Raw genomic sequence first — 23,543 nt, forward strand, 5'->3', positions numbered from 1 at the left:
AGGGAGGGGGGTCATCGTCGTCGAGCGGTCGTGCCGCCGGCGCCGAACGGTCGGGCGGTCAGGTCGTCGAGGAGCCGGTGCACGGGGTCGACCAGCGTCGGGTAGTCGCCGGAGACCGATCGCGCGAGCACCTTCGCGGCGGCGAAGGCGAGGGCGGGCAGTGCTGCGTCCGAGTGCAGCCGCTCGCCGAGCACCTCGATGAGGGAGCGCCGGGCGTCCGGGGCGGCGAGGCTGTGCACGTAGAGGGTCGCGACGTCGAGGTGCTCGGGTCCGCGCCCCCAGGCCTCCCAGTCGGCGAGACCGAGCGGTGCGACGAGCAGGTTGCCGGGGTGCAGGTCGCCGTGCGCCGTCGTCCAGCACGGGGTGCCGCGCGGGAACCGGTCGCCGAAGAAGCTGTGCAGCAGCCGGTCCACCGTGGCGGGGACGGTCGATTCCCGCAGCGTCGGGACGGCGGCGAGCGCGTCGAGGATCCCGCCGAGCTCGACCCAGACCGCCGGATCGATGTCGGTCCCCGGCGCGAGCTCCGCCGTCGGGGACAGGGCACGACCGGGCAGGCGGGTCATCAGCTCGGCGCGGAGCCGGAACCCCTCCACGGAGGGCGGGTCCCACTCCTCGACGGCGAGCACGACCGGCTTGGGCAGGGCCGGGAGCACGGCGCTGTCCGCCGTGCCGGTCCACCACGTCCCGTGGGCGAGCGCCGAGGGGGAGCTGACGAGGCGGAGCCAGAGCGGCTCACCGCGGCGCCGGACGGGACCGGAGAGGCTCCTGCCTCGCCAGCCGAGGACCGTGTCGCCGTCCCTCACGACGGTGAGCGCGCGCAGGGCGTGCTCGAAAGCGCTCTCGAGCGCACTCCCGGCGGTCACCGGCCGACCCCCAGGCGGCGGAGCGCGTCCCCGGCGACGAGGTCGAGCACCGCGCCACCGATCGTGCCGCCGCCGAGGGAGACCGAGGCGCCGCCCACCGGGGGAGTGCTCGCGGAGTCGGGCAGGGCGAGGGGATAGCCGACGGCGGGCACGTCGTCGAGCCCGGTGAGGGGCGCGAGCGCGGCGATCGGGGCGAGCAGCGGCTCCGCGGGACCGCTGATGACGGCCGTCGACCGCGGGGACCGCACCGCGATCCCGTTGCTGGTCAGCCGCACCGGGATGCCCGGCACGATCCTCGGGTCGGCCGAGGTCCGCACGAGGAAGGCCTCGCCGTTGCGGACGACGTAGCCGGCCTCGATGCGCTCCTCGAGGGGGAGGGCTGCGACGCCGACGAGAGCGGCGGCGAGGACAGTGGACGCGACGGCGACCCGGAGTGCTCCGACTCGCGCCTCCTTCGCGGCTCGCGCGAACCGGACGACGGAGACGACGAGCGCGCCGAGGAGCGCCGCGGCGAACACCAGCGCGATTGCCGCCCCCGGCTCGGTGAGGATCAGGACGGGGACGCTGCGGACGTAGGCCCAGCCGACCAGGAGCAGGGCGAAGCCGCGGCAGCCGACCCCGAACAGGACGAGCCAGGGCGAGGCGCGTGGCGCGGTTCCACCCAGCAGGCGCAGGACGGCGTCGCCGACGGCTCCGATTGCGGCTCTGCGCAGGAACGGCCGGTCGAGGACCGCGACCAGGGCGAGATAGCCGTCGAGGTGCACCAGGGGGATGAGGTTGGTGACCGCGCTGAGCGCGGCCGCGACGACGAAACAGGCGAGAGCAGGCCGGCCCGTCGGCGCCCAGAGCAGTGCGGTAGCGGCGCTCGCCGCGAGGACGAGGTGCACCGCCGGGCCGGCCAGCGCGACCGCCGCGCGGGAGCGCCGGTCGCCCAGGCGCCAGCCGTCGGTGACGTCGCAGAAGAACGCGGGCGCGAGGTAGAAGATCATCACCCCGGCACGCCGCGGCCGTCCACCGAAGGCCGCGAGGGACACGGCATGACCGGCCTCGTGCACCGCTCCCGCGAGCAGGAACGCGACCGAGACCGCGAGGAGCGAGGGCAGGGGCAGCGGCTCGCTGAGGACGGCGGCGATCTCCGCCGAGTGCGCGATCGCGCTCGCGGTGCCCAGGAGCAGCACGGCGCCGACCGCGGCGACGGCGAGCAGTCGGACCGGCCGCCTCCGCAGGAGCCGCGCGAGCGCGAGCGCCGGCTGCGTCGCATCGAGCAGGGTCAGCTGCAGACTCGCCGGCGGCCGGAGCTGCAGCCGGCGCGACCGGGGCTCGCGGCGCTCCGAGCCGACCAGGAGCCCGGCCGCCGCGAACTCGCGGAGCAGAGCGGCCGTCTCCTCGTCCGTCAGCGGCGTGCTCCTGGTGCCGTCCGTCTCGTCCGTCTCGTGCGCGCTCGGGCGGAGCCCGGCGGCGAAGGTCGCCACCGCGGGGCCGACCCGTGCGCGCGGGACGCCCCGCACCGAGAGGATCCACGGAGCGCCGGGCGCGATCGGCTCGTCGATCGTCACGGTGTCCGCCAGCCGGGGCGCGGGATCGCTCATGCCCGGACCAGCTGCAACAGCGTCGAGTCCTCGGTCTCCACCAGCGCCGTCCTCGCGACGAGCCGGAGTCCCGCGCGCTCGGCCTCCACCGCGACCTGGTCGGCGTCGACGACGTTCACCCGCGAGCGGAAGAAGCGTGCCGCCGCACGCCCCTCGGAATCGAGACCGAGCTGCACGACCTCGACGTCCCGGTGGAGACCGTCGGGGGTGACGGCGGACGTCACGACGGCCGCTCCCGGTCCGCCGGACGGCCCGGGCACGGCGCGGATGCGCGAGCTGCGGCTTCCGGCGATGTAGGCGTGGTCGGGGCTCGACGCGGTGATCAGGAGGACGCCGTCCGCTCCGAGGTGCTCGCGGGCGGCTCGGAAGAACGCGTGCCGGCCGGCGCGGTCCAGGAGAGCGACGGACGTCGCCCCGAGGACGACGGCGCCGAACCGGTCCGGAAGGTGGAAGCAGGTCATGTCGCCGACCAGCGCCCGGGAGCCGTCGGCGATCCTGGCGGCGGGCAGCGCCGCGATCCGCGACCGGAGGATGTCGATCATCGTCGGCGAGAGATCGAGGCCGACGACGGGACGGCCGAGGCCCAGGAGGGGCACGGTGAGGCGTCCGCCGCCGCAGGCGAGCTCGAGGATCGGCCCCTCGGTCCGGCGGACCGCCGCGAGCAGGGGGCTGATCTCGCTGCGGTCGTCGGCGGTGAAGTGCTCGTAGACGACGGACCCGGCGGGTCCGTAGAGGTCCTCAGGAGTCGCGGGGACGGTGGTGAGGGCGCCGAGGAGGGCGGCGCTCGCCGCGGTGAGCGGCTGTGTGTCCGAGGGGTGCTGCATGGTCGCTCCAGGGGTGAGGGCGGTTCCGGGCGCTCGCGCGCCCGGAACCGCCGGTTTGAATCGCTCAGGTCGCGACCAGGACGATGCCGCCGAGGGCGACGAGGATCTTGAGTCCCGTGTCGGCGACCCGCCAGCCGTCGGCCGGGGCGACCGCGGGTTCGATCTCCTCGAACAGATCTGCTCTCGTCATTGCTCACCTCCTTCGAGGTGTGCTCGGGATCGGGACATCGGGCGCTAGGTCAGGACGATGGCGCCGAGCCCGAGCCCGACGGCGATTCCGAGCTTGGCGGCGATGTACCAGTCCGAGTCGGGCGCCGCCATCGATTCGATCTCCTCGAATCGCAGGTCTGCCGATGGGTGCATGTCTTCTCCTCTTCCTGAGGGGCTGATGGGGTGCGTCGTCTCGTGCTCGTTCCTGGTCAGGTGAGCATTCCGATGAAGACGGCCGCCACGGCGAGGCCGGTGATGAAGCCCGCCGCCGCCGACTCCCAGTCGGGAGCGACCGCCGCCTCCAGCTCGTGGAACGCGAGTTCGTTCTGTGTGTTCATGTGTTCACCTCCTTCGTGACGTCGAGGGGCCTGCGCCGGCAGGAACGCCGCGCGCAGGAGTCGGAGGGCGTCGTCGAGCGCCAGGCCGGGCAGCGCCGAGCGGCCCCAGCGGGCGACGATCGCGAGTGCCGCGTCGCGGAGGGCGCGGTCGTCGACGGCGGGGACGGGAATGCCCCACCGCTCGGACCACTGGGCGCTGCCGACGACGGGATCGGCGTCGAGCCCGAGGGGAGCGGCGAACCACTGCCAGACGGCCCGTCGCCGCGCGCGACGCTCCGGGGAGTCGCGACTCCACAGGACGGGCAGCAGCGGCATCGTCGCCGGTACCTTCCGCAGGCCCGCGCGACTGCTCACCTCGTTCGCGAGGTACCAGTGCGTCGCCGCGAAAGGATCCGCGGTCGCCGAGCGCAGCACGCCGTGACTGCCGGCGCTCGCCGCAGCGAGCGTCGCGCGGTCGGCGCGGCGGACGAGCCCGGCGCTCTCGGCGACGCGGCCGCCGGCCTCGCCCAGCGACCCCAGCAGTCGCCTCGACCGATCGTCGGCGGAGCGGTCGGCGGGCGACCCGGACCGCGAGCCGATCAGCCGCAGGGCCGCCTCCGCCGCGCCCTCGAGCACGGACGAGCGGGTCAACGTCGCCGTGAGCTCGGCGTCGAGCACGGCGGCATCGGCCCGGAGCGCTTCGCCGACCACGACGGAGCGGAGGCCGCCGATCTCGCGGCAGGCCGCGGCGCTCGTCTCGCTGCCGGGCCCGATCGTCGTGGGCACCAGGACGAGACGGGGCACCTCCGTCGACGCGGGGAGGTCCGGTGCGAGAAGGCCTCCGTGCCTGCCCAGCAGTCCGTCGAGGCGCGATCGGAGGGCGCGGTCGACGGCGAACAGGCGCGCCAGCGCCGCCACGTCGTGCAGCCTGCCGCCGCCGATGCCGACGAGGCGGTCGGGACGGACAGTGCGTAGGTCGCGGTCGACGGCGTCGAGCAGACGACCCTGCTCGGACGCGACGTCGAGGACGACCACCGGTCCGCGCAGTCGCTCGGGCTCGACGGCTCCGCACCGGACGAGCGTGCTGTCGAGCACGAAGAGGGTCCGCCGGGAGCCGGTGATCGCCGCATCCGACGCCAGACCGGACCGCAGATCGGTGCTGCGGACGCTCATGCGTCGAGCGCCGCACTGATGAGGCGCGGGATGTCTGCGAGGTCGTGGTCGCTGGACACCGCCGCAGGGAGGAACTGGATCCCGCCCGGCGCGGGATGCACGACCGCTCCGCGCTGCCGGATGTCCTCCACCAGGCCGAGGACCTCCTCGGCGTGGGCGACCCCCTCGATCCGCAGGGCCCGGAAGGACCCGGCACCGGAGGATCCGAGCACCCGCGGATGCGCGGACAGCGCGGCGACGGCCCGGTCGAGGCCGGTGCTCACGCGCGGGAAGCCGTCGGCTCCGAGCAGCTCGGGGAGCAGCGCGAGGCTCTGCAGGACGGCGGCGCAGACCGCGGGGGTCCCCGCCTGCGTCTCCGCATGGACGAACGGGGCATCCGCGGCATCGATCTCGGCGAGGAGCCGCTCGCCGACGACCACGGCGGCCGCCGCGAGCGTGCCGTTCGTCAGCGCCTTCGAGAGGACCACCGCGTCGGGCGCGAACGGCCAGCGCGAGGAGGCGAGGAACGGGCCGGTGCGGCCGAAGCCGGTCGCCACCTCGTCCGCGACGACGGGGACGCCGTCCTGGGACGCGCGCTCGAGCACCGCGAGGAGTGCGTCCGAGAGCGGGAGAGCGCCGGAGCCGAGGACGGGCTCCACGACGATGCCGCAGATGCGCCGTCCCTCGCGGCGGAGGAGCGACTCCAGGGCGTCCGGGTCGTCGTGCGCCACGTGCCGGACCCCCGAGCGGTCGACGCCGTAGAGGTCCTGGCCCAGCTCGTCGCCGCTCAGAGCGTGGGCGCCGTAGGTGAGCCCGTGGTAGCTGCCGGACAGGCCGACGACCAGCCGGCGCTCCGGTCGCCTGAGGAGCGCGGCGCGCTGGCGGAGCAGCTTCATGACCGCATCGTTCGCGCTGCCGCCCGAGGTGGTGAGGAGGACGCGCCGGAAGGAGGCGTCCGGGAGCGAGTCGCCGACGGCCGAGAGCAGTGCCGAGGCCGCCCGCTCCGCCCAGGGGTGACTCCGCCGGAAGAGGGAAAGGTAGGAGGCCTCGGTCAGAGCCGCGGCGATGGCGGCGGTGAACTCCGGCCGGCCGTAGCCGAACGGCACGTTCCACAGCCCGCTGGTGAGGTCGATCGCCTCGACGCCGTCGGCGAAGCGGACGCGTGTCCCCGACGCGCTCACCGCCGCAGCGGTCGTGGCCGCCGTCGTCGGAGAGACCAGGGGCACGACGACCGGCGAGGCCGTCACGCTCCTCTCCGGAGGTGGACGCCCGCGTGCTCGAACCGCTCGACGAGCCGTGCGACGAAGGCCTCGTCGGCCGGCGTGCGCGTCTCGTCGTCCGGGCCGTCGCTCAGCAGCCGCTCGACGACGACCGCGGTGGCGGGTGCGAGGGCGAACCGCCGCAGAGTCCGGGGCTCCACCAGCACGCGCTTGTCGCCCCGGTGCAGGAGGATCAGATCGGAGCGCGTGAGCGTCGCCACCTCCCCGTCCGGTCGGAGGGACGTTCCGAGCCCGGCCACCGACCACGCCGGGCCGGTGTCGTCGGCGGCGGCGAAGGCGAGGCCGGCGCGGTACAGCGCCAGCCAGGGGCGGCGCGCGATGTCGTCGGCGACATCGCCGCCCAGCACGGCGAGCCGGTCGAGCGGACGGTGTGTCCGGCCGAGGGCGGCCGCCAGACCGTCGGGGTCTCGGGCGTCGCCGAGGACCAGCCCGTCCGGACCGAGCCTCGCGACCCCGTCCTGGTCGACATCGACGGCGGAGACGGGTCCGGCAGCGGGGTCGTCCGTCAGCGGCAGACCGCTCACGGCGACCGCGGCTCCCAGGAGCTGCGGGACCAGCCTGCCGGAGGCGCGGGCGGCGTCGGCGTCCTCCAGATACGCCTGCCAGCCGTGCGCATCGCGGAGCCGTGCGGTCGTCGCACCGGTGACCGGGAGGAACGCGATCGAGGCGTAGTCCTCCGTCTGGACCCGCAGCTCGCCGAACCAGGCGACGTCTCCCGGCTCGTCGAGTCCACCGCGGTAGGTGAGGACGGCCACGCCGTCGCAGGTCGGGGCCTCGCAGGTCACATGGTCGTCGGTCGCGCTCTCGGCCGGGAGGAGCAGGACGTCCTCCGGCCCGAGCAGTGGCTCCACCGCTCCTCGCCACCGCCGGTCGGCGAGGCGCACGACCCGTCGAGCGTCGACCCGATCACCCGTCACCCACTGGAGGACGGCCCGGGCGACTCCGCGTCGATCCACCGCGGTCGCTCGCGTGCCGGCGTCGGCGGAACGGGACGGAGTCGAGAGCGCCGTTCGCGAGCCGCGGTCGCCGGAATCGGGGGAGCGCGTCGCGTCTCCGTCGGAGCGGATCGGTCGTGGGTCGTAAGCCATACGCGGATGGTAACCGACCGAAGCTCACGTCTGTCAAGCGCGACTCGCCGACCGGCTCGACGATCGCTGCTGTGCGCCACTGGCGGGGCTCGGCACGCGCCTCCGGCCCCTCCTGTCTGCGTCGGTGCTAGACATACCGGTATGAAAATCGCAACAGCAAGCAGGCGACTCCTGGGACGGCAGTGGCTGTCGTGAGATCCCGTTCCGACCTCGTCGTCCTCGTCGTGCTCGGTCTCTACGGCCTCGTCCGGGTCGCCCTCGACGCCCCTGCGGTCATCGCATCGCCGAGCGCGCTCGGGATCGTGTCGCTGTGCACCTCCGCCGTGCTCCTCGTCGTGGCGATCGCGGCGCTCGCCCTCGAGCTGCGGCACAGACGGAGGAAGCGTGCCGCTGCGACCTCGCCCGCCGCCGCCCAGACGGGCCGAGAGGCCGGCGGCGGGCAGTAGAGCCGGAGGCGTCGGCCCGCCGACCCGCGTCAGCGCCCACCGTGCGCCGATCTCTCATCAGGCTGGTCGAGTAGCCCCGCAGGGTCGTATCGAGACCCACCCTCCTCCGAAGGCCGGTTTGCAGTCTCGTCCTCGGGCGCGGGTGGATCTCGACACGCCCGCTGCGCGGGCTACTCGATCAGCATGGACACCGTGCAGCGAGTCCACGCATGCTGGTCGAGTAGCCCCGGAGGGGCGTATCGAGACCTCACGTCCTCAGCGCGGCGGGTGTGCAGACCCGTCCTTCCGGCACAGGTGGATCTCGATACGCCCGCGGTGCGGGCTACTCGATCAGCATGGACACCGTGCGGCGAGTCCACGCATGCTGGTCGAGTAGCCCCGGAGGGGCGTATCGAGACCCACCGTTCTCAGAAGGGCGGTTTGCAGGCTCGTCTTCCGGCGCAGGTGGATCTCGATACGCCCGCTGCGCGGGCTACTCGATCAGCAGGGTGACTTCTGGGCGGGCGACGGACCGCTCCGCAAGTGCCGGGACGCCGGACCGCGGCCGCTCAGCCGACCAGCCCCGCGATCGCGTCCAGCTCGTCCAGCGAGCCGATGCGCCGCACCCCGAGCTCGACGGCCTCCGCCGGCAGCTCGCGCCCGTGCTCGGGCCCGCCGACCCGGTCGAGCCACACCCCGCGCAGCCCGGCGCGCGCCGCGCCGATCGCATCGGTGCCCAGCCGGTCGCCGACGTACAGCGCGTCGGCCGGAGCGACGCCGAAGCGCTCGCACGCGACGTGGAAGATCCGCGCGTCCGGCTTCGTCACGCCGACCTCGCCCGACGCCACGAGGTGCTCGACCCGCTCCGTCAGACCGATCGCGTCCGTCTTCATCGTCTGGAAGTCCACATCGCCGTTGGTGATGACACCGATCCGGACGCCCGCCGCCTCGAGTCGATCGAGCACGGGCAGGGCGTCGTCGTGCAGCGTCCACGCGGCGACGTAGTGCCCCAGGTAGCTGGCGAACCACTCGCTCGCCTGCTCCGGCGTCAGCTCGACGCCCGCGTCCGCGGCGAACGCGACGGCGCGAGCGCGGCGCTGACCCTCGTAGTCGAGCTCGCCGGCGAGGTAGCGGTGGTAGTGCTCCTCCTCCAGCGCGTACCAGCGCCGCTGCAGCGCGCCCGCCTCGCCCGCGTACGCGTCGCCGAGCGTGGCCGCGTACGCGACGATCCCCTCGCGCACCGCGCGGGCGTGCGCGAAGAGCGTGTCGTCGAGGTCGAAGAGGGCGAGCCGGATCATCGAGGGCTCAGCGGCTGCGGCGCAGGAAGCCGACCCGCTCGTACACGGTCGCGAGCGTGCGCTCGGCCGTCTCCGAGGCGCGGTCCGCCGCGCGGGAGAGCACCCGGTCCAGTTCGGCCGGGTCCTCGAGCAGCTCGGCGGTGCGCGCGCGGATCGGATCGAAGGTCGCCGCGACGACCTCGACCAGGCCCTTCTTGAGATCGCCGTAGCCGCGGCCCGCGTACTCCTGCTCGAGCGACTCGATCGTGCGGCCGGCGAGGACGGAGTAGACGGTGAGCAGGTTCGAGACGCCCGGCTTCGCCGCGCGGTCGAAGCGCACCTCGGACTCGGTGTCGGTGACGGCGCGCATGATCTTCTTCGCGGTGACCTTCGGCTCGTCGAGCACGCTCAGGAGGCCCGCGTCCGACTCCGCGGACTTCGACATCTTCGCGCCGGGGTTCTGCAGGTCGTAGATCTTCGCCGTCTCCTTGGCGATGTACGGCTCCGGGATCGCGAACGTCTCGCCGAAGCGCGTGTTGAAGCGGCCCGCGAGGTCGCGGGTCAGCTCGAGGTGCTGGCGCTGGTCCTCGCCGACCGGCACGGCGTCGGTCTGGTACAGCAGGATGTCGGCGGCCATCAGGATCGGGTAGGTGAAGAGGCCGACCGAGGCCGCCTCCGCGCCCTGCTTCGCCGACTTGTCCTTGAACTGCGTCATCCGGCTGGCCTCGCCGAAGCCGGTCACCGTGTTCAGGATCCAGGCCAGCTCGGCGTGCGCCGGGACGTGCGACTGGATGAACAGCGTCGAGCGCTCCGGGTCGATGCCGGCCGCGATGTACTGCGCGGCGGTGGCGCGGGTGCGCGCGCGCAGCTCGGCGGGCTCCTGCGGCACGGTGATCGCGTGCAGGTCGACGACGCAGAAGTGGGCGTCGAAGTCGTCCTGCATCGCGACCCACTGGGTGAGGGCGCCGATGTAGTTGCCGAGGTGCAGCGAGCCGGAGGAGGGCTGCATGCCGGAGAAGATGACGGGCTTCGCGCCCGGAGTGCTGGGGGTCATGGTGAGGCCTCGTGAGTGACGGCGGCGCGGTCGGCGCCGGGGGAGAAGGGGGTCAGAGCTCGTAGTCGACGACGACGGGGGCGTGGTCGGACCAGCGGGTGTCCCACGCGCTGGCGCGGTCGATCTCGTAGCTGCGGGCCAGGGCGGCGAGCTCCGGAGTCGCGAGCTGGTAGTCGATCCGCCAGCCGGTGTCGGTGTCGAACGCCTGGCCGCGCTGCGACCACCAGGTGTAGGGCCCGGGCACCTCGCCGGCGAAGCGGCGGCCGAGGTCGACCCAGCCCATCCCGGCTCCGGCGTTGTAGCCCTCCTCGCCCTCGGCGCCGACGAAGCGGTCGAAGTAGGCGCGCTCCTCGGGGAGGAAGCCCGCCTTCTTGACGTTGCCCTTCCAGTTCTTGATGTCGAGGGTGCGGTGGCCGACGTTGAGGTCGCCCATCACGACGGCGAGCGGGTTGTGCGCCTGCAGCTGGGGGAGTCGCTCGATCATCGCGTCGAGGAAGCGCATCTTCTCGTCCTGCTTCGGCGTGCCGACGCCGCCCGAGTGCACGTAGGTGGAGACGACGGTCACGGTGCGGTCGCCGACCTCGTAGTCGGCCTCGAGCCAGCGGCCCGCGGAGTCGAAGTCGTCGGCGCCGAGCGCGACCCGGTGGATCGTCGCGCGCTTGCGGGAGGCGAGCGCGACTCCGGCGCGGCCCTTGGCGGTCGCCTCGTCGTGCAGCACGTCCCACTCGTCGCCGAGCAGCCCCGTGAGGTCGTCGGTGGAGGCGCGGACCTCCTGCAGGGCGAGGACGTCGACGTCGCGGGCGGCGAGCCAGTCGCCCATGCCCTTGCGGAAGGCGGCGCGGACACCGTTGACGTTGACGGAGGCGATGCGGAGCGGCTTTCGAGTCACCGGAGCAGTCTACGGAGGACCGCCGACACGGAGCGGCACGCGGGGGAGCGGCGATGCGGTGCACCCCGGACACGCAGAAGCCGGCGGCCCCGCCCCGCGCCGCCCCCTCGGAGGAGAGGGGCGACGCGAGGACGGGACCGCCGGCGGGACCGCTCAGGACGGTCGGTCGGTGCCGATCAGACGGCGACGGGGCGGGCCGTGGCCGGCTCCGGGACCTCGGCGACGATCGGCGCGCGCTTGATGCTCTTCGCGATGATCACGCAGACCGCCGTGACCACCATGCCGACGAGGATCGCGACCAGGTAGAGCAGCGGCTGCCCCACGAGTCCGGTCACCCAGATGCCGCCGTGCGGGGCGCGCAGCGTCGAGCCGAACAGCGCGACGAGGGCGCCGGTGACGGCCGAGCCGATCATGGCGGAGGGGATCACGCGCAGCGGGTCGACCGCGGCGAACGGGATCGCTCCCTCCGAGATGAAGGAGGCGCCCAGCAGGTAGGCCGCCTTGCCGTTCTGGCGCTCGGCGTCGGTGAACAGGCGCTTGCGGAGCGAGGTCGCGAGGGCAAGGCCGAGCGGCGGCGTCATGCCGGCCGCCATCACGATCGCCATCACCTTGAACTGCACCGAGTTCGGGTCGCCGTCCGCGGGGACCGAGGCGAGACCGGTGGTCGCGAAGGCGTAGGCCACCTTGTTGACCGGGCCGCCCATGTCGAACGCCATCATCAGGCCGAGGATGATCCCCAGGATGATCAGGTTGCCGCCGGTGAGGCCCGAGAGCCAGGCCGACAGTCCCTCGCTCAGCGCGCGCAGCGGGGCGCCGAGGACGACGAACATCAGGAAGCCCGTGATGAAGGTCGCGATCAGCGGGATGATGACGACCGGCATCAGCGACTTGAAGGCCGCCGGCAGCTTGATCCGCGAGATGTAGAGCGCCGCGTAGCCGGCGATGAAGCCCGACGCGAGGCCGCCGAGGAAGCCGGCGCCGACGGTGACCGCCACGGCACCGCCGAGGAAGCCGGGCGCGATGCCGGGGCGGTCCGCGATGCCGAAGGCGATGAAGCCCGAGAGCACCGGCACCAGGAACGCGAAGGTCGCGCCGCCGATCAGGAACATCACTCCGGCCCAGTCGGTGATGTTCGCGATGTTGAAGCCGTTGTCGATGATCTGCTGCGGCGTGTAGCTGACGATCTGGTAGCCGCCGAAGAGGAACGACAGCGCGATCAGCAGACCGCCCGCCGCGACGAACGGGATCATGTACGAGACGCCGGTCATCAGGTTCTGGCGGATGCGCGTGCCGACGCCGACCTTCTTCGGGGCGGCGGGCGCCGCGGCCGGAGTCGAGCGGGCGGCGGACGGAGCCGTGCCGGTGCCGCGCAGGGCGAGCGCCCGGTCGAGCACCTCGTCCGGCTTCGACAGCGCCTCGGCGACGCCGACCTGGAGGATCGGCTTGCCGGCGAAGCGGTCCTTGCCGCGGATCTCGAGGTCGGCGGCGAGGATGACGACGTCCGCGGCGGCGATGTCGCTCGCGGTCATCTCGTCCGAGCCGGCGGCGCCCTGGGTCTCGACGTGGATCGGGTAGCCGCGCTTCTTGGCGGCCTGCTCCAGCGCCTCGGCCGCCATGTAGGTGTGCGCGATGCCGGCGATGCAGCTCGTCACCGCGACGAAGCGCGGGGCGCCCGTCGAGGCGGCGGCGGGAGCGTCCTGGACCTTCGCGGCGGCGCGGTCGATGACGTCCGCGGCCTTGGCGAGCGCCTCCGAGGTGCCGACCTCGAGGGTCGGCTTGCCGGCGAAGCGGTCCTTGCCGCGGACCTCGAGGTCGGCGGCGAGGATCACGACGTCGGCGTCGGCGATCGTCTGGTCGGACATCGGGTCGGAGCCGGCCGCGCCCTGGGTCTCGACCTGGATCTGGTAGCCCTTCTTCTTGGCGGCCTGCTCGAGGGCCTCGGCGGCCATGTAGGTGTGCGCGATGCCGGCGATGCAGCTGGTGACGGCGACGATCTTCACGAGACGACGACCTCTCGGGCGATGATGTCCGCGACTTCCTGGCCGCTGGACGCGGCGCGGAGGGATCCGGTGAAGGACTCGTGGATCAGCTTGCGGGCGAGCTGGGCGAGGATCTTGAGGTGGGCCTGGTCGGCACCGTCGGGGGCGGCGATGAGGAAGATCAGGTCCGCCGGGCCGTCGGGGGCGCCGAAGTCCACACCGGACTTCGCGATGCCGACGGCGACGCTGGGCGAGACGACGTGCGAGGAGCGGGCGTGGGGGATCCCGATGCCGCCGGGCATGCCGGTGGCCATCTGCGACTCGCGGTCGCGGACGTCGGCGAGGAAGCCGTCGAGGTCGGTGACGCGGCCGGCGTCGGCGAGCGTCTTCGCGAGCTGCGCGGTGGCGTCGTCCTTCGTGGCGGCGGTGAGGTCGACGATGACCGTCGACGCCTCGGTGAGAGCAGTCATGCGCTCAGTTCTCCAATCGGGAGGGTGGGGTCGGGGTTCTCGACGACGGAGACGTCGTCGAGGCGGAGGGAGTCGGGACCCGGGGCTTCACTGCCCGGGAGGGTGACGGCGGCGGTGCCCCAGGCGACGGCCGTCCGCAGACGGTCCGCCTCCGAGGCGTCGGTCGCCGACAGGTAGCCCGCGAGGGTGCTGTCGCCGGCGCCGACGGTGCTGAGGGGCACGACGGGGGGTGCGCCCGCCCACCACGACGAGTCCGCCGTGACGAGGAGGGCGCCGTGCTCTCCGAGGCTCACGAGCGCTCGCGCGTCCGGGAGGCGGAGGAGTGTGCGGGCTCCGTCGACGACGTCGCCGACGGTCGCGAGGGAGCGGCCGAGGAGCTCCTCGAGCTCCTCGAGGTTGGGTTTCACCAGCGTCGCGGTGCCGGCCGCGATGATCGCGGTCAGCGGTGCTCCGGAGGTGTCGACGGCGAGGGGGACGCCGAAGTGGGTGGCGAGGCGGCCGAGCGCGGGGTAGAAGTCGTCGCCGAGTCCGGGCGGGACGCTGCCGCAGGCGACGAGCCAGCGCGGGGCGGAGACGACGTGGTCGCAGATCAGGTCGGAGAGCGCCTTTGCCTCCTCCGGGGTGACGGCCGGGCCGGGCTCGTTGATCTTGGTGGTCCGGCCGGTCGCGTCGTCGACGACGGTGATGTTGGTGCGGATCGGCTCGGCGATCGCGGCGCTGGCGGAGGCGACTCCGGCCGCCTCGAGCATGGTGCGCAGGTCGAGGCCGGTGGAGGCGTCGGCCGGGTAGATCGCCGTGGCCTCGACGCCGTTGCGGGCGAGGGCCCTGGCGACGTTGACGCCCTTGCCGGCCGGGTCGCGGCGGACGCCGTGGGCGCGGTTGACCTCGCCGACGGCGAAGCCGCTCGTCGAAAGGGTGACGTCGATGCTGGGGTTGGCGGTGACGGTGACGATCATGCGCGGACGACCTCCGGGCCTGCCGATTCGATGTCGTCGGCGAGCTCGTCGTCGACCCCTCGATCGGTGATGACGGTGTCGATCGCGGACAGCGGGGCGACGTGCCCGAAGTCCTGGCGGCCGAACTTGGAGTGGTCGGCGAGGACGACGACCCGGCGCGCGGCGGCGATGAGCGCGGTCTTGACGACGGCCTCGTCGAGGTCGGGGGTGGTGAGCCCCCGCTCCCGGCTGATGCCGTTCGTGCCGATGAAGGCGACGTCCACCGAGACGGTGGGGATCACCTGGGCGACCCACGGCCCGACGGCGGCCTGCGTGACGCCGCGCAGGTGCCCGCCGAGCAGGTGGAGGTCGATGTTGGGCCGGCCGACGAGCGCCACCGCGACGGGGAGGGAATGGGTGACGACCGTCAGCCGGCGGTCCAGGGGGAGCAGCTCCGCGAGGCGGACCGTGGTGGTCCCGGCGTCGATGGCGATCGAGCCGCCGTCGGGGACCTCGGCCAGCGCGGCGGTGGCGATGCGGTCCTTCTCCGCGGCGAGGTGGCCCTCGCGGGCGGCGACCTCGGGCTCGATGCCCAGGCGCTCGACGGGGATCGCGCCGCCGTGGGCCCGGCGCAGCAGGCCGCGCTTCTCGAGACTGGTGAGGTCCCGGCGGATGGTCTCGGGCGTGACCGCGAGGGACTGCGCGAGGTCGCGGACCTCGACCCGCCCGTCGGTGCGGGCGCGGTCCAGGATCGCCTGGTGCCGCTCCGGTGCGTACATGTGGACTCCGTCGTCTCGCGAGATGCTACGCCTCGTCCGCGATGTCGGTGTCGACCTCGGATCTGCGTTTACATCTTTTTAGACCCGTTCGTGTCCGTTGTCAACAGAAACGGACATGTTCGACAGACGTCGTTCCGCGCCAGGGCTCCGGCGGCCGCATCGGCGTCGAGGGGAGCGTGGGTCGCGGCGTCAGGCGGCCGCGTCGGCCAGCTCGTCCTCGAGGCGCGAGAGCTGCTTCTCCAGGCGGCGGCGCTTGAGCAGTGAGGCGTCCGGCAGGGCGGCGCGCAGGCGCTCGCGCTCCGCCTCGGCGAGGGTGCGGCGGGCGAGGCGCAGCTGCTCCTCGCGCTCGCGCTCGATCTCGTCCGGCGTGCGCTTGCGCGCCGAGATGCCGGCGTCGCTCATGCCGACCGAGATCCAGGAGGCGACGATCAGGATCACCTGGCAGACCAGGTTGAACCAGATCAGCAGACCGATCAGGACGGCGAAGGAGGCGAGCAGCGGGTTGCGCGAGGCTCCGCCCAGCAGCTGGGTTCCGAGGACCTTGAGCGCGCCGAGCGCGATCCCGCCCATCAAAGCGCCGACCCAGAGGTTCTTCCACGGGATCGGGATGCCGCTGAGGATCCGGAACGAGCCGGCGAGCGTCGCGGTGTCGAGCGCGAGCATGATCAGCAGGCCGACGACGGTGCCGGTGACCCGGCCGAGGGTGGAGTCGCTGCCGATCCCGAGGACGTCGAACGCGACGTCGACGAACGAGGTCGAGAAGACCGAGAGCGCCGCGGAGACGACGAGGACGGCGCCGAACACGAGCGCGAGCCCCGCGTCCTTGAGCTTGAGCAGCACGAACAGCACGGTCGGACCGGGCAGGGAGAACAGGATCCGCACCGCCTGCCGGAGGCTGCCGAGGAAGTTGAGCGCCGTCCAGAGCAGACCCGCCGCGGCGATCACTCCGGTCCAGCCGAGGATCGTGGAGTCGAGCAGCGTGTCGATGGACACCAGCGCGTTCTTGTCCCCGATCAGCCCGGGCACCGAGCTGGTGAGCAGCTGCAGCAGCGAGTCGCGCAGCGCCGCGTTGTCGCGCAGGACGAAGCCGAAGACCGCGAAGAACACGAACAGCGCGGCGAAGATCGCGAACAGCGCCTGGAACGCGAGCCCCGACGCGAACAGCGGCCCGCCGCTATCGGAGTAGTGCAGCATCACCCGCACCGGCCTCGTCCGCATGATCCGCTCGAACAGCGCCGGGATGCCGCGCGGTGCCTCGGTCGCCGCCTCCGTCATGCCCTCCAGCGTAGGGGCGCCGGCGGGCCCCCGGGGCACGGCGGCCCCGGGGGCCCGCCGCGCCCTCGGGCCCGCCTGCCCCTGACCTCCACCCGACTCTCTCGACGCCCCCGCCGAACCTCCGCCGAACCTCCGGCTCGCGAAACCGCCTCCGGCTCGCGGAATTGCTCACTTCCGGCGTGCCGGAGTCGTTTTCGCGAGCCGAACGATCGGCGGCCTGCTCTTCGGCTCGTGAAACGGCCTCCGGCTCGTGGATTCGCTCGCTTCCGGCGTGCCGGAGTCGTTTTCGCGAGCCGAACGATCGGCGGCCTGCTCTCCGGCTCGTGAAACGCCCCTCGGCTCGTGGATTCGCTCGCTTCCGGCGTGCCGGAGTCGGTTTGGCGTGCCGAACTATCGGTGGCCTGCTCTCCGGCTCGTCAAACCACCTCCGGCTCGTGGAATCGCTCGCTTCCGGCGTGCCGGAGTCGGTTTCGCGTGCCGAACTATCGGCGGCCTCCTCTCCGGCTCGTGAAACGCCCCTCGGCTCGTTGATTCGCCTGTTTCTCGCGTGCCGAATCTGTTTTCACGTGCCCGACGTTCGGCCCTCCTCTGTCCGGCTCGCGAAACCACCCTCGGCTCGCGAAACCGGTCGTTTTCGGCGTGCCCGAGTCGCTTGCACGTGCCGACGGTCGGCCGCGGGGTGTTCGGCTCGTGGAACGACCTCCGGCTCGTGGATCGGGCACTCTCGAGGTGCCGAAGCTGTTCTCGCGTGTCGAACGGCCGGCAGTCTCAGCTCCGGCTCGTGAGACCAGCTCCGGCTCGCGAAACCAGCTCCGGCTCGTGAGACCGCCTCCGGCTCGTGGAATCGCTCACTTCTGGCGTGCCGGAGCCGGTTTCGCGTGCCCGAGGGGCGGCCGCGGAACCTCCGGCTCGTGGAACGACCCTCGGCTCGTGGAATCGCTCGCTTCCGGCACGCCGGACGGGTTCTCCCGTGCCGGGATCGGCTGCGGCGTTCTCCGGTTCGCGGATCGGGTCTCAAGCACCTGGGATCGCGTCGGCCGGACGGGTCGGAGCGGGTCCGGCGAGCCGAGGCGGGTGCCGCGCGGGGGCGCGGCTGCCGTGCAGGCGCGGACTCAGCGCTGAGGGCCGCGCGCGCGGACCGCGAGGATGCTGTCGCGCGTGCGCGGCCAGTGATGCATCACATCGGCGTAGGTGAAGCGGAGGGTCGTGTAGCCGCGTTCGGCCGCGGCTCGGTCGCGGTCCCGGTCCCGCTGGAAGGCCTGCGGGTCGTCGTGCCAGCTGCGGCCGTCCACCTCGATGAGCAGCCAGCCGTCGATCAGCAGGTCGACTCGGCCGACCCCCTCGATCTCGACCTGGATCTCGCAGACAATCCCGAGGAGCTGCAGGCGGACCCGGGTGATCGACTCCGTTCCGGACTCTGCGCGGGCGTTCACCAACTCCGCGACGACGGCGAATCGGCGTGGGAGCGACGCCAGCACCTGGGTGAGGGCGTCGTGCCGCACGAGGCGCAGTCGGAGGCAGGAGTCGGCGACCGCGACGGCGAACTCGAGAGGCTGGCAGAGGAAGACCTGCGTCAGCGCGTCGATCCGGGTCTCCCGGATCGAACGGTACTCCGCCCGTCGTACGCGCCGACTCCAGTGCGTGACCACGTCCTCGCCGAGTTCGCGAGGCCGAGGACGCGAACTGGAGGTGATCGCGAGGTGGAGTCGGGTGTCGGGCGGGCGGAAGGCTCCCGCCTCCGCGAGCAGCGAGATGCAGGACAGCGAACCGCACGCCTCGGCGGCTCGGAGCTCCTCCGGCGAGGCCTGCGGCGACGCGTACCAGCCGCGGCGGATGCGGCGCAGCGCCCCCGATCGCACGGCGGCGGTGGCGTCGACGCCGATCGCGTGAAGGTAGCCGATGTGGTGCACTCCGTACTGCATGCGCCGACTCTGCCCGGCGAGGAGGGCGCGCGGACGGCCGACCGCTCACCCGGGGGACAGTCCGCACGGGTCCTCGCCTGTGGAGGAGTCGTCAGGAGAGCCACCCGCTGACCCGAGGGAGGTTCGGCTCGTGGAACGGCGTCCGGCACGCCGGATCCGCCCAGACGGGCGCGCCGGAGGTGTTTCTGCGTGCCGGGGCTGGACCGCGTGGAGGTTCGGCTCGTGGAACGGCGTCCGGCACGCCGGATCCGCCTGTTTCGGGGGTGCCGGAGCTGCTTCCACGTGCCGGAGGTGCACCGCCGGGCCCGGGAACGACGAACGGCCCGTCGGATCCGAGGATCACGACGGGCCGAACAGGGGAGGAGGCGTCAGGCGCGGCCGCGGATGACGGCCTGCTTCACCTCGGCGATCGCCTGAGTGATCTGGATGCCGCGGGGGCAGGCCTCGGTGCAGTTGAAGGTCGTGCGGCAGCGCCAGACGCCCTCCTTGTCGTTGAGGATGTCCAGGCGCGCTCCGCCCGCGTCGTCGCGCGAGTCGAAGATGAAGCGGTGCGCGTTCACGATCGCGGCGGGGCCGAAGTACTGCCCGTCGGTCCAGAACACCGGGCAGGACGACGTGCACGCGGCGCAGAGGATGCACTTGGTGGTGTCGTCGAAGCGGGCGCGGTCGGCGACCGACTGCACGCGCTCCTTGCCCTTCGTGGGCGGAGTGTTCGCGATCAGGAACGGCTGCACCTCGCGGTAGGAGGCGAAGAACGGCTCCATGTCCACGACGAGGTCCTTCTCGAGGGGCAGGCCCTTGATCGCCTCGATGTAGATCGGCTGCGAGATGTCGAGGTCCTTGATCAGCGTCTTGCAGGCCAGGCGGTTGCGGCCGTTGATCCGCATCGCGTCGGAGCCGCAGATGCCGTGCGCGCAGGAGCGGCGGAAGGTCAGCGACCCGTCCTGGTCCCACTTGATCCGGTGCAGCGCGTCGAGGACGCGGTCGGTCGAGAACATCTCGACGTCGAAGTCCTGCCAGCGCGGCTCGGTGTCCTGCTCCGGGTCGAAGCGGCGGATGATGAACGTGACGGTGAACGCCTCCGGGGCCGCGGGGGCGGCGGGGGGCTGCTCGAGAGTGGCGGACGACACGACTAGTACTTCCTCTCCATCGGCTGGTACCGGGTGATCACGACGGGCTTCCAATCGAGGCGGATGTGGTCGCCCGCGTCGGAGGAGTGGGCGTCACCGGAGAGGTACGCCATCGTGTGCTGCATGTAGTTCTCGTCGTCGCGCTTGGGGAAGTCGTCGCGCATGTGGCCGCCGCGGCTCTCCTTGCGGTTCCGGGCGGAGTAGACGACGACCTCGGCGAGGTCGAGGAGGAAGCCGAGCTCGACCGCCTCCAGGAGGTCGGTGTTGAAGCGCTTGCCCTTGTCCTGCACCGAGATGTTGCGGAACCGGTCGCGCAGGCGCTGGATGGTGCCGGTGACCTGCTCGAGCGACTCGTCGGTGCGGAACACCTGGGCGTTCTTGTCCATCTCGTCCTGCAGTTCCTTGCGGATCGAGGCGATCCGCTCGGTTCCGGTGGCGCCGCGGAGCGAGGCGAGCATGTCGCGGATCGCGCCGGCCGGGTTCTCGGGCAGGGGGGTGAAGTCGACGGTCTGCGAGTAGTCGGCGGCGTTGTTGCCGCTGCGCTTGCCGAAGACGTTGATGTCGAGCAGCGAGTTGGTGCCGAGGCGGTTCGAGCCGTGCACCGAGACGCAGGCGCACTCGCCGGCGGCGTAGAGGCCGGGGACGACGGTGGTGTTGTCCGAGAGGACCTCCGCCTTGACGTTCGTCGGGATGCCTCCCATCGCGTAGTGCGCGGTCGGCATGACCGGCACCGGCTCGACGACCGGGTCGACGCCCAGGTAGGTGCGGGCGAACTCGGTGATGTCCGGGAGCTTCGTCTCGAGCACCTCGGCGCCGAGGTGGGTGCAGTCCAGCAGCACGTAGTCCTTGTGCGGGCCGGCGCCGCGGCCCTCCGCCACCTCCTGGACCATGCAGCGGGCGACGATGTCGCGCGGCGCGAGGTCCTTGATGGTGGGGGCGTAGCGCTCCATGAAGCGCTCGCCCGAGGCGTTGCGGAGGATCGCACCCTCTCCTCGCGCTCCCTCGGTGAGGAGGATGCCGAGCCCGGCGAGGCCGGTCGGGTGGAACTGGAAGAACTCCATGTCCTCCAGGGGGAGGCCCTTGCGCCAGATGATGCCGACGCCGTCGCCCGTGAGGGTGTGCGCGTTCGACGTCGTCTTGTAGATCTTGCCGAAGCCGCCGGTCGCGAAGATGATCGCCTTCGCCTGGAAGACGTGCAACTCGCCGGTCGCCAGCTCGTAGGCCACGACACCCGAGGGCTTGTTGACTCCGTCGACCTCGGTCATCACGAGGTCGAGCACGTAGAACTCGTTGTAGAAGTTGATGCCCAGGCGGACGCAGTTCTGGAACAGCGTCTGCAGGATCATGTGGCCTGTGCGGTCCGCCGCGTAGCAGGCCCGGCGCACGGGCGCCTTGCCGTGGTCGCGGGTGTGCCCGCCGAAGCGGCGCTGGTCGATCTTGCCGTCCTCGGTGCGGTTGAACGGGAGGCCCATGTTCTCGAGGTCGATGACCGCGTCGATGGCCTCCTTCGCGAGGATCTCCGCCGCGTCCTGGTCGACGAGGTAGTCGCCGCCCTTGACGGTGTCGAAGGTGTGCCACTCCCAGCTGTCCTCCTCGACGTTCGCGAGGGCGGCGGCCATGCCGCCCTGCGCAGCACCGGTGTGCGAGCGCGTCGGGTAGAGCTTGGAGATGACGGCGGTCTTCGCCTTGGGCCCGGCCTCGATCGCGGCGCGCATGCCCGCTCCGCCGGCTCCCACGATCACCACGTCGAACTGGTGGTAGTGGACGCCGTCGGCGCCGAGGGTCTGGGTGAAGGCGCTCTGATCAGCGCCGCCGCTGTGGACGTGGCCTGGTGTGCTCACTGGGTGACTGCTCCGTTGAACGGGGTGGAAGGGCGGGAGTGGGGGAGGGGCGCTCCCGGTGGCGTGGCGGTGCCGCGCGGACGGACCGCGCGGCACCGGGCGCCTAGGCGGCGCAGAAGGAGGGCAGCAGGCTCGGGTCCCCGCCGGTGGGGCAGGGGTTGAAGCCGAAGACGACGTAGGTGCCGAGCGCGATCAGCGCGACGACCGAGACGACGATGCCGCCCTTGAAGACGCGGGCCAGCAGCGGCGAGGTCGCGTAGTCGTTCACGAGCGTGCGCATGCCGTTGCCGCCGTGGATGAGCGCGAGCCAGAGCATCGCGACGTCCCACCACTGCCAGAACGGGTTGGCGAGCTTGCCGCCGACGAAGCCGAAGTCGATGGCCTTGATGCCGTCGCCGAGCAGCAGGTTGAAGATCAGGTGCCCGAAGATCAGGACGATCAGCACGACGCCGGAGGCGCGCATGTAGATCCAGCCCCACTTCTCCCAGTTGGTGCCGGAGGAGCGGGTCGGGACGTGCGGAGTCCGCGGTGCGGCGACGGTGCTCAATGGGCACCTCCCTCGCTGAAGACGTTGATGAGGTGGCGGGGCGCGAAGCCGAGCATCAGCACGACCCACAGGCCGATGACGACCCAGAAGAGCAGGCGCTGGTTCCGGGTGGCCCAGCTCCAGAAGTCGACGAGGATGATGCGCAGGCCGTTCATGGCGTGGAACGCGATCGCGGCCACGAGGCCGGTCTCGCCGAGGCCCATGATCGGGTTCTTGTACTGGGCGATGACCGCGTTGTACGCCTCGGGGCTCACGGCGATGAGGGCCGTGTCGAGGACGTGCACGAGGAGGAAGAAGAAGATGGCGACACCGGTGATCCGGTGCAGCACCCACGACCACATGCCTTCGCGACCGCGGTAGAGGGTTCCGGCCGGACGGCGGATCTTCCCCTGCTTCCGGGGTGCGAGGGTTTGAGCAGCTGAAACTGACACGAACAACCCTCCCTGGTTGACTGCTCCGTCGGCCTGACCGGACCCGCGACTCGAGGACGCGGGCGGGGCGGAGGAGCGGCGAGAACACTCGCTCCACGATTCTAAGCGCCGGGCCCGGTCGCCGCGGCTTAGGCGAGCCTTAGCTGCCGCGGGCCATCGACACCGGTGCACCGACCGTCGCGTAGTGCGCGAGGAGCTCGTCCGTGAGCGCGCTCCAGGTGCGGTGCAGCACGCGGCGCCGGCCCGCCTCGCCGAGCCTCGAGCGGAGCCCCGGATCGTCCAGCAGCCGCTCGACCTGCCGACGCAGATCGGAATCGCTCTCCGGCGCGTAGAGCAGCCCGTCCACGCCGTGCTCGATCAGATCGGTCGGGCCGCCGGCGTGCGGGGCGACGACCGCCGTGCCCGAGGCCTGCGCCTCCTGCACGGTCTGGCCGAACGTCTCCTCGGTGCCGGTGTGCACGAAGACGTCGAGGGCCGCGAAGACCGCGGGCAGTCGCTCCCCGTCGAGCCGTCCGAGCATCCGCGCCGAGGAGCCGAGCGCCGCCGCGACCCGGGAGGAGGAGGGGCCGTAGCCGCCGACGACCAGGTCCGCGCCCGGAAGGGAGGAGAGGGAGGCCAGCCGCTCGACGCGCTTCTCGGGGGAGAGGCGGCCGATGTAGCCGACGAGCGCGTCGCCGGGGGCGACCGGCGCCCGCACCTCGGCGGCGTAGGGGGAGGAGCGCATCCGCGGGTGGAAGCGGTCGCTCTGCACGCCGCGCCCCCAGAGCGCGGTGCGCTCGATGCCGGCCGCGGCGAGGTCGTCGAGCGCGCTGGTCGACGGGGCGAGCGTCAGGTCGGCGCCCGCGTGGATCTGGCGGATCACCCGCCAGGCCAGGGCCCGGGCGCCGCGGATCCCGTAGCGGGCGGCGAAGCGCGGGACGTCGGTCTGGTAGATCGCGACGCTGGGCACTCCGAGCCGGTTCGCCGAGGCGATGGCCCGCGCCCCCAGAAGGAAGGGCGAGGCGACGTGCACGACGTCGGGTTCGAAGGCGGCGAGCTCGCGGGTGAGCGCGAGCGTCGGGATCCCGACGGGGAAGTCGCGGTAGGCGATCGCCGGGTGCTCCACGACGCGGTGGCCGGCGTAGTGCCCGGGCGCCCCCGCGGCAGGACAGACGACGAGGGCCTCGATCCCGCGCGCCGCGAACTCGTCGAGGACCCGGAGGACGCTCGTGGTGACACCGTTCAACGACGGGAGGAAGCTCTCCGTGACGACCGCGACTCTCACCC

General features: G+C 72.5%; 23 protein-coding genes. 1 reads left to right on the forward strand and 22 read right to left on the reverse strand.

Annotation, left to right across the window (positions count from 1 at the left end):
* Positions 1–11 precede the first annotated feature (11 nt).
* The 8 genes from EDF36_RS16975 to EDF36_RS21390 all read right to left on the reverse strand — a co-directional run bounded on the left by EDF36_RS16975 (position 12) and on the right by EDF36_RS21390 (position 7,086).
* Positions 12–863 (reverse strand): phosphotransferase, encoded by an 852-nt coding sequence (locus EDF36_RS16975; RefSeq protein WP_123733884.1) that lies wholly within the window; start codon positions 861–863, stop codon positions 12–14.
* Complete coding sequence (mpaP, locus tag EDF36_RS16980) at positions 860–2,452, reverse strand: daptide biosynthesis intramembrane metalloprotease (protein ID WP_123733885.1); 1,593 nt, start codon at positions 2,450–2,452, stop codon at positions 860–862. Before mpaP ends, EDF36_RS16975 begins: the two co-directional genes overlap by 4 nt.
* The gene (mpaM, locus tag EDF36_RS16985) at positions 2,449–3,276 is read right to left on the reverse strand and encodes a daptide-type RiPP biosynthesis methyltransferase (RefSeq protein ID WP_123702538.1); all 828 of its coding nucleotides are present in this window, start codon (positions 3,274–3,276) and stop codon (positions 2,449–2,451) included. Before mpaM ends, mpaP begins: the two co-directional genes overlap by 4 nt.
* Positions 3,277–3,340: 64 nt before the next feature.
* On the reverse strand, positions 3,341–3,466 hold the full coding sequence (locus EDF36_RS21885) for a hypothetical protein (RefSeq protein WP_260300761.1): 126 nt from the start codon (positions 3,464–3,466) through the stop codon (positions 3,341–3,343).
* A 44-nt stretch (positions 3,467–3,510) separates the two neighbouring features.
* On the reverse strand, positions 3,511–3,639 hold the full coding sequence (locus EDF36_RS21890) for a daptide-type RiPP (RefSeq protein WP_260300762.1): 129 nt from the start codon (positions 3,637–3,639) through the stop codon (positions 3,511–3,513).
* 56 nt (positions 3,640–3,695) lie between these two features.
* Complete coding sequence (locus tag EDF36_RS16990) at positions 3,696–4,976, reverse strand: iron-containing alcohol dehydrogenase (protein WP_123733886.1); 1,281 nt, start codon at positions 4,974–4,976, stop codon at positions 3,696–3,698.
* Positions 4,973–6,202, reverse strand: coding sequence for a daptide-type RiPP biosynthesis aminotransferase (gene mpaD / locus EDF36_RS16995; protein ID WP_221181682.1), 1,230 nt, complete (start codon positions 6,200–6,202; stop codon positions 4,973–4,975). The genes EDF36_RS16990 and mpaD overlap by 4 nt, the downstream gene beginning before the upstream one ends.
* Positions 6,199–7,086: a hypothetical protein gene (locus EDF36_RS21390; RefSeq protein ID WP_185020529.1), complete on the reverse strand. Its 888-nt coding sequence runs from the start codon at positions 7,084–7,086 to the stop codon at positions 6,199–6,201. The genes mpaD and EDF36_RS21390 overlap by 4 nt, the downstream gene beginning before the upstream one ends.
* A 428-nt stretch (positions 7,087–7,514) precedes the next feature.
* Between EDF36_RS21390 and EDF36_RS17005 the strand changes: the two genes are divergently transcribed.
* Positions 7,515–7,769, forward strand: a complete 255-nt coding sequence (locus EDF36_RS17005; RefSeq protein ID WP_148060085.1) for a hypothetical protein — start codon at positions 7,515–7,517, stop codon at positions 7,767–7,769.
* 548 nt (positions 7,770–8,317) lie between these two features.
* Here the strand turns inward: EDF36_RS17005 and EDF36_RS17010 are convergent.
* From EDF36_RS17010 to EDF36_RS17080, 14 genes are all read right to left on the reverse strand, one after another.
* Positions 8,318–9,046: an HAD family hydrolase gene (locus EDF36_RS17010; protein WP_123733888.1), complete on the reverse strand. Its 729-nt coding sequence runs from the start codon at positions 9,044–9,046 to the stop codon at positions 8,318–8,320.
* Between the two features lie 7 nt (positions 9,047–9,053).
* Complete coding sequence (trpS, locus tag EDF36_RS17015) at positions 9,054–10,079, reverse strand: tryptophan--tRNA ligase (protein WP_123733889.1); 1,026 nt, start codon at positions 10,077–10,079, stop codon at positions 9,054–9,056.
* Positions 10,080–10,131: 52 nt separating this feature from the next.
* Positions 10,132–10,968, reverse strand: a complete 837-nt coding sequence (locus tag EDF36_RS17020; protein ID WP_123733890.1) for an exodeoxyribonuclease III — start codon at positions 10,966–10,968, stop codon at positions 10,132–10,134.
* 176 nt (positions 10,969–11,144) lie between these two features.
* Positions 11,145–12,968 carry a PTS fructose-like transporter subunit IIB gene (locus tag EDF36_RS17025; RefSeq protein ID WP_221181683.1) on the reverse strand — a complete coding sequence of 608 codons (1,824 nt, stop codon included), beginning with the start codon at positions 12,966–12,968 and terminating at the stop codon, positions 11,145–11,147.
* Positions 12,965–13,417, reverse strand: coding sequence for a PTS sugar transporter subunit IIA (locus EDF36_RS17035; protein ID WP_123733891.1), 453 nt, complete (start codon positions 13,415–13,417; stop codon positions 12,965–12,967). Before EDF36_RS17035 ends, EDF36_RS17025 begins: the two co-directional genes overlap by 4 nt.
* On the reverse strand, positions 13,414–14,373 hold the full coding sequence (locus EDF36_RS17040; RefSeq protein WP_123733892.1) for a 1-phosphofructokinase family hexose kinase: 960 nt from the start codon (positions 14,371–14,373) through the stop codon (positions 13,414–13,416). Before EDF36_RS17040 ends, EDF36_RS17035 begins: the two co-directional genes overlap by 4 nt.
* The gene (locus EDF36_RS17045) at positions 14,370–15,131 is read right to left on the reverse strand and encodes a DeoR/GlpR family DNA-binding transcription regulator (RefSeq protein WP_123445281.1); all 762 of its coding nucleotides are present in this window, start codon (positions 15,129–15,131) and stop codon (positions 14,370–14,372) included. The genes EDF36_RS17040 and EDF36_RS17045 overlap by 4 nt, the downstream gene beginning before the upstream one ends.
* A gap of 189 nt (positions 15,132–15,320) precedes the next feature.
* The gene (locus EDF36_RS17050) at positions 15,321–16,406 is read right to left on the reverse strand and encodes a YihY/virulence factor BrkB family protein (protein WP_123733893.1); all 1,086 of its coding nucleotides are present in this window, start codon (positions 16,404–16,406) and stop codon (positions 15,321–15,323) included.
* A gap of 1,112 nt (positions 16,407–17,518) precedes the next feature.
* Positions 17,519–18,328 carry an endonuclease domain-containing protein gene (locus EDF36_RS17055; RefSeq protein WP_123733894.1) on the reverse strand — a complete coding sequence of 270 codons (810 nt, stop codon included), beginning with the start codon at positions 18,326–18,328 and terminating at the stop codon, positions 17,519–17,521.
* 368 nt (positions 18,329–18,696) lie between these two features.
* Positions 18,697–19,458, reverse strand: a complete 762-nt coding sequence (locus EDF36_RS17060; protein ID WP_123445284.1) for a succinate dehydrogenase iron-sulfur subunit — start codon at positions 19,456–19,458, stop codon at positions 18,697–18,699.
* Between the two features lie 2 nt (positions 19,459–19,460).
* Complete coding sequence (gene sdhA / locus EDF36_RS17065) at positions 19,461–21,203, reverse strand: succinate dehydrogenase flavoprotein subunit (protein ID WP_243582900.1); 1,743 nt, start codon at positions 21,201–21,203, stop codon at positions 19,461–19,463.
* Between the two features lie 199 nt (positions 21,204–21,402).
* Positions 21,403–21,846 carry a succinate dehydrogenase hydrophobic membrane anchor subunit gene (locus tag EDF36_RS17070; protein WP_123702562.1) on the reverse strand — a complete coding sequence of 148 codons (444 nt, stop codon included), beginning with the start codon at positions 21,844–21,846 and terminating at the stop codon, positions 21,403–21,405.
* Positions 21,843–22,277 carry a succinate dehydrogenase, cytochrome b556 subunit gene (gene sdhC / locus EDF36_RS17075; protein ID WP_123445287.1) on the reverse strand — a complete coding sequence of 145 codons (435 nt, stop codon included), beginning with the start codon at positions 22,275–22,277 and terminating at the stop codon, positions 21,843–21,845. Before sdhC ends, EDF36_RS17070 begins: the two co-directional genes overlap by 4 nt.
* Positions 22,278–22,416: 139 nt before the next feature.
* A complete protein-coding gene (locus EDF36_RS17080; protein ID WP_123445288.1) occupies positions 22,417–23,541 on the reverse strand; it encodes a glycosyltransferase family 1 protein in 1,125 nt (374 codons plus the stop codon).
* Positions 23,542–23,543 lie beyond the last annotated feature (2 nt).

This window comes from Rathayibacter sp. PhB152 (assembly GCF_003751395.1).
In the GTDB taxonomy this organism is placed as follows: Bacteria; Actinomycetota; Actinomycetes; order Actinomycetales; family Microbacteriaceae; genus Rathayibacter; species Rathayibacter festucae.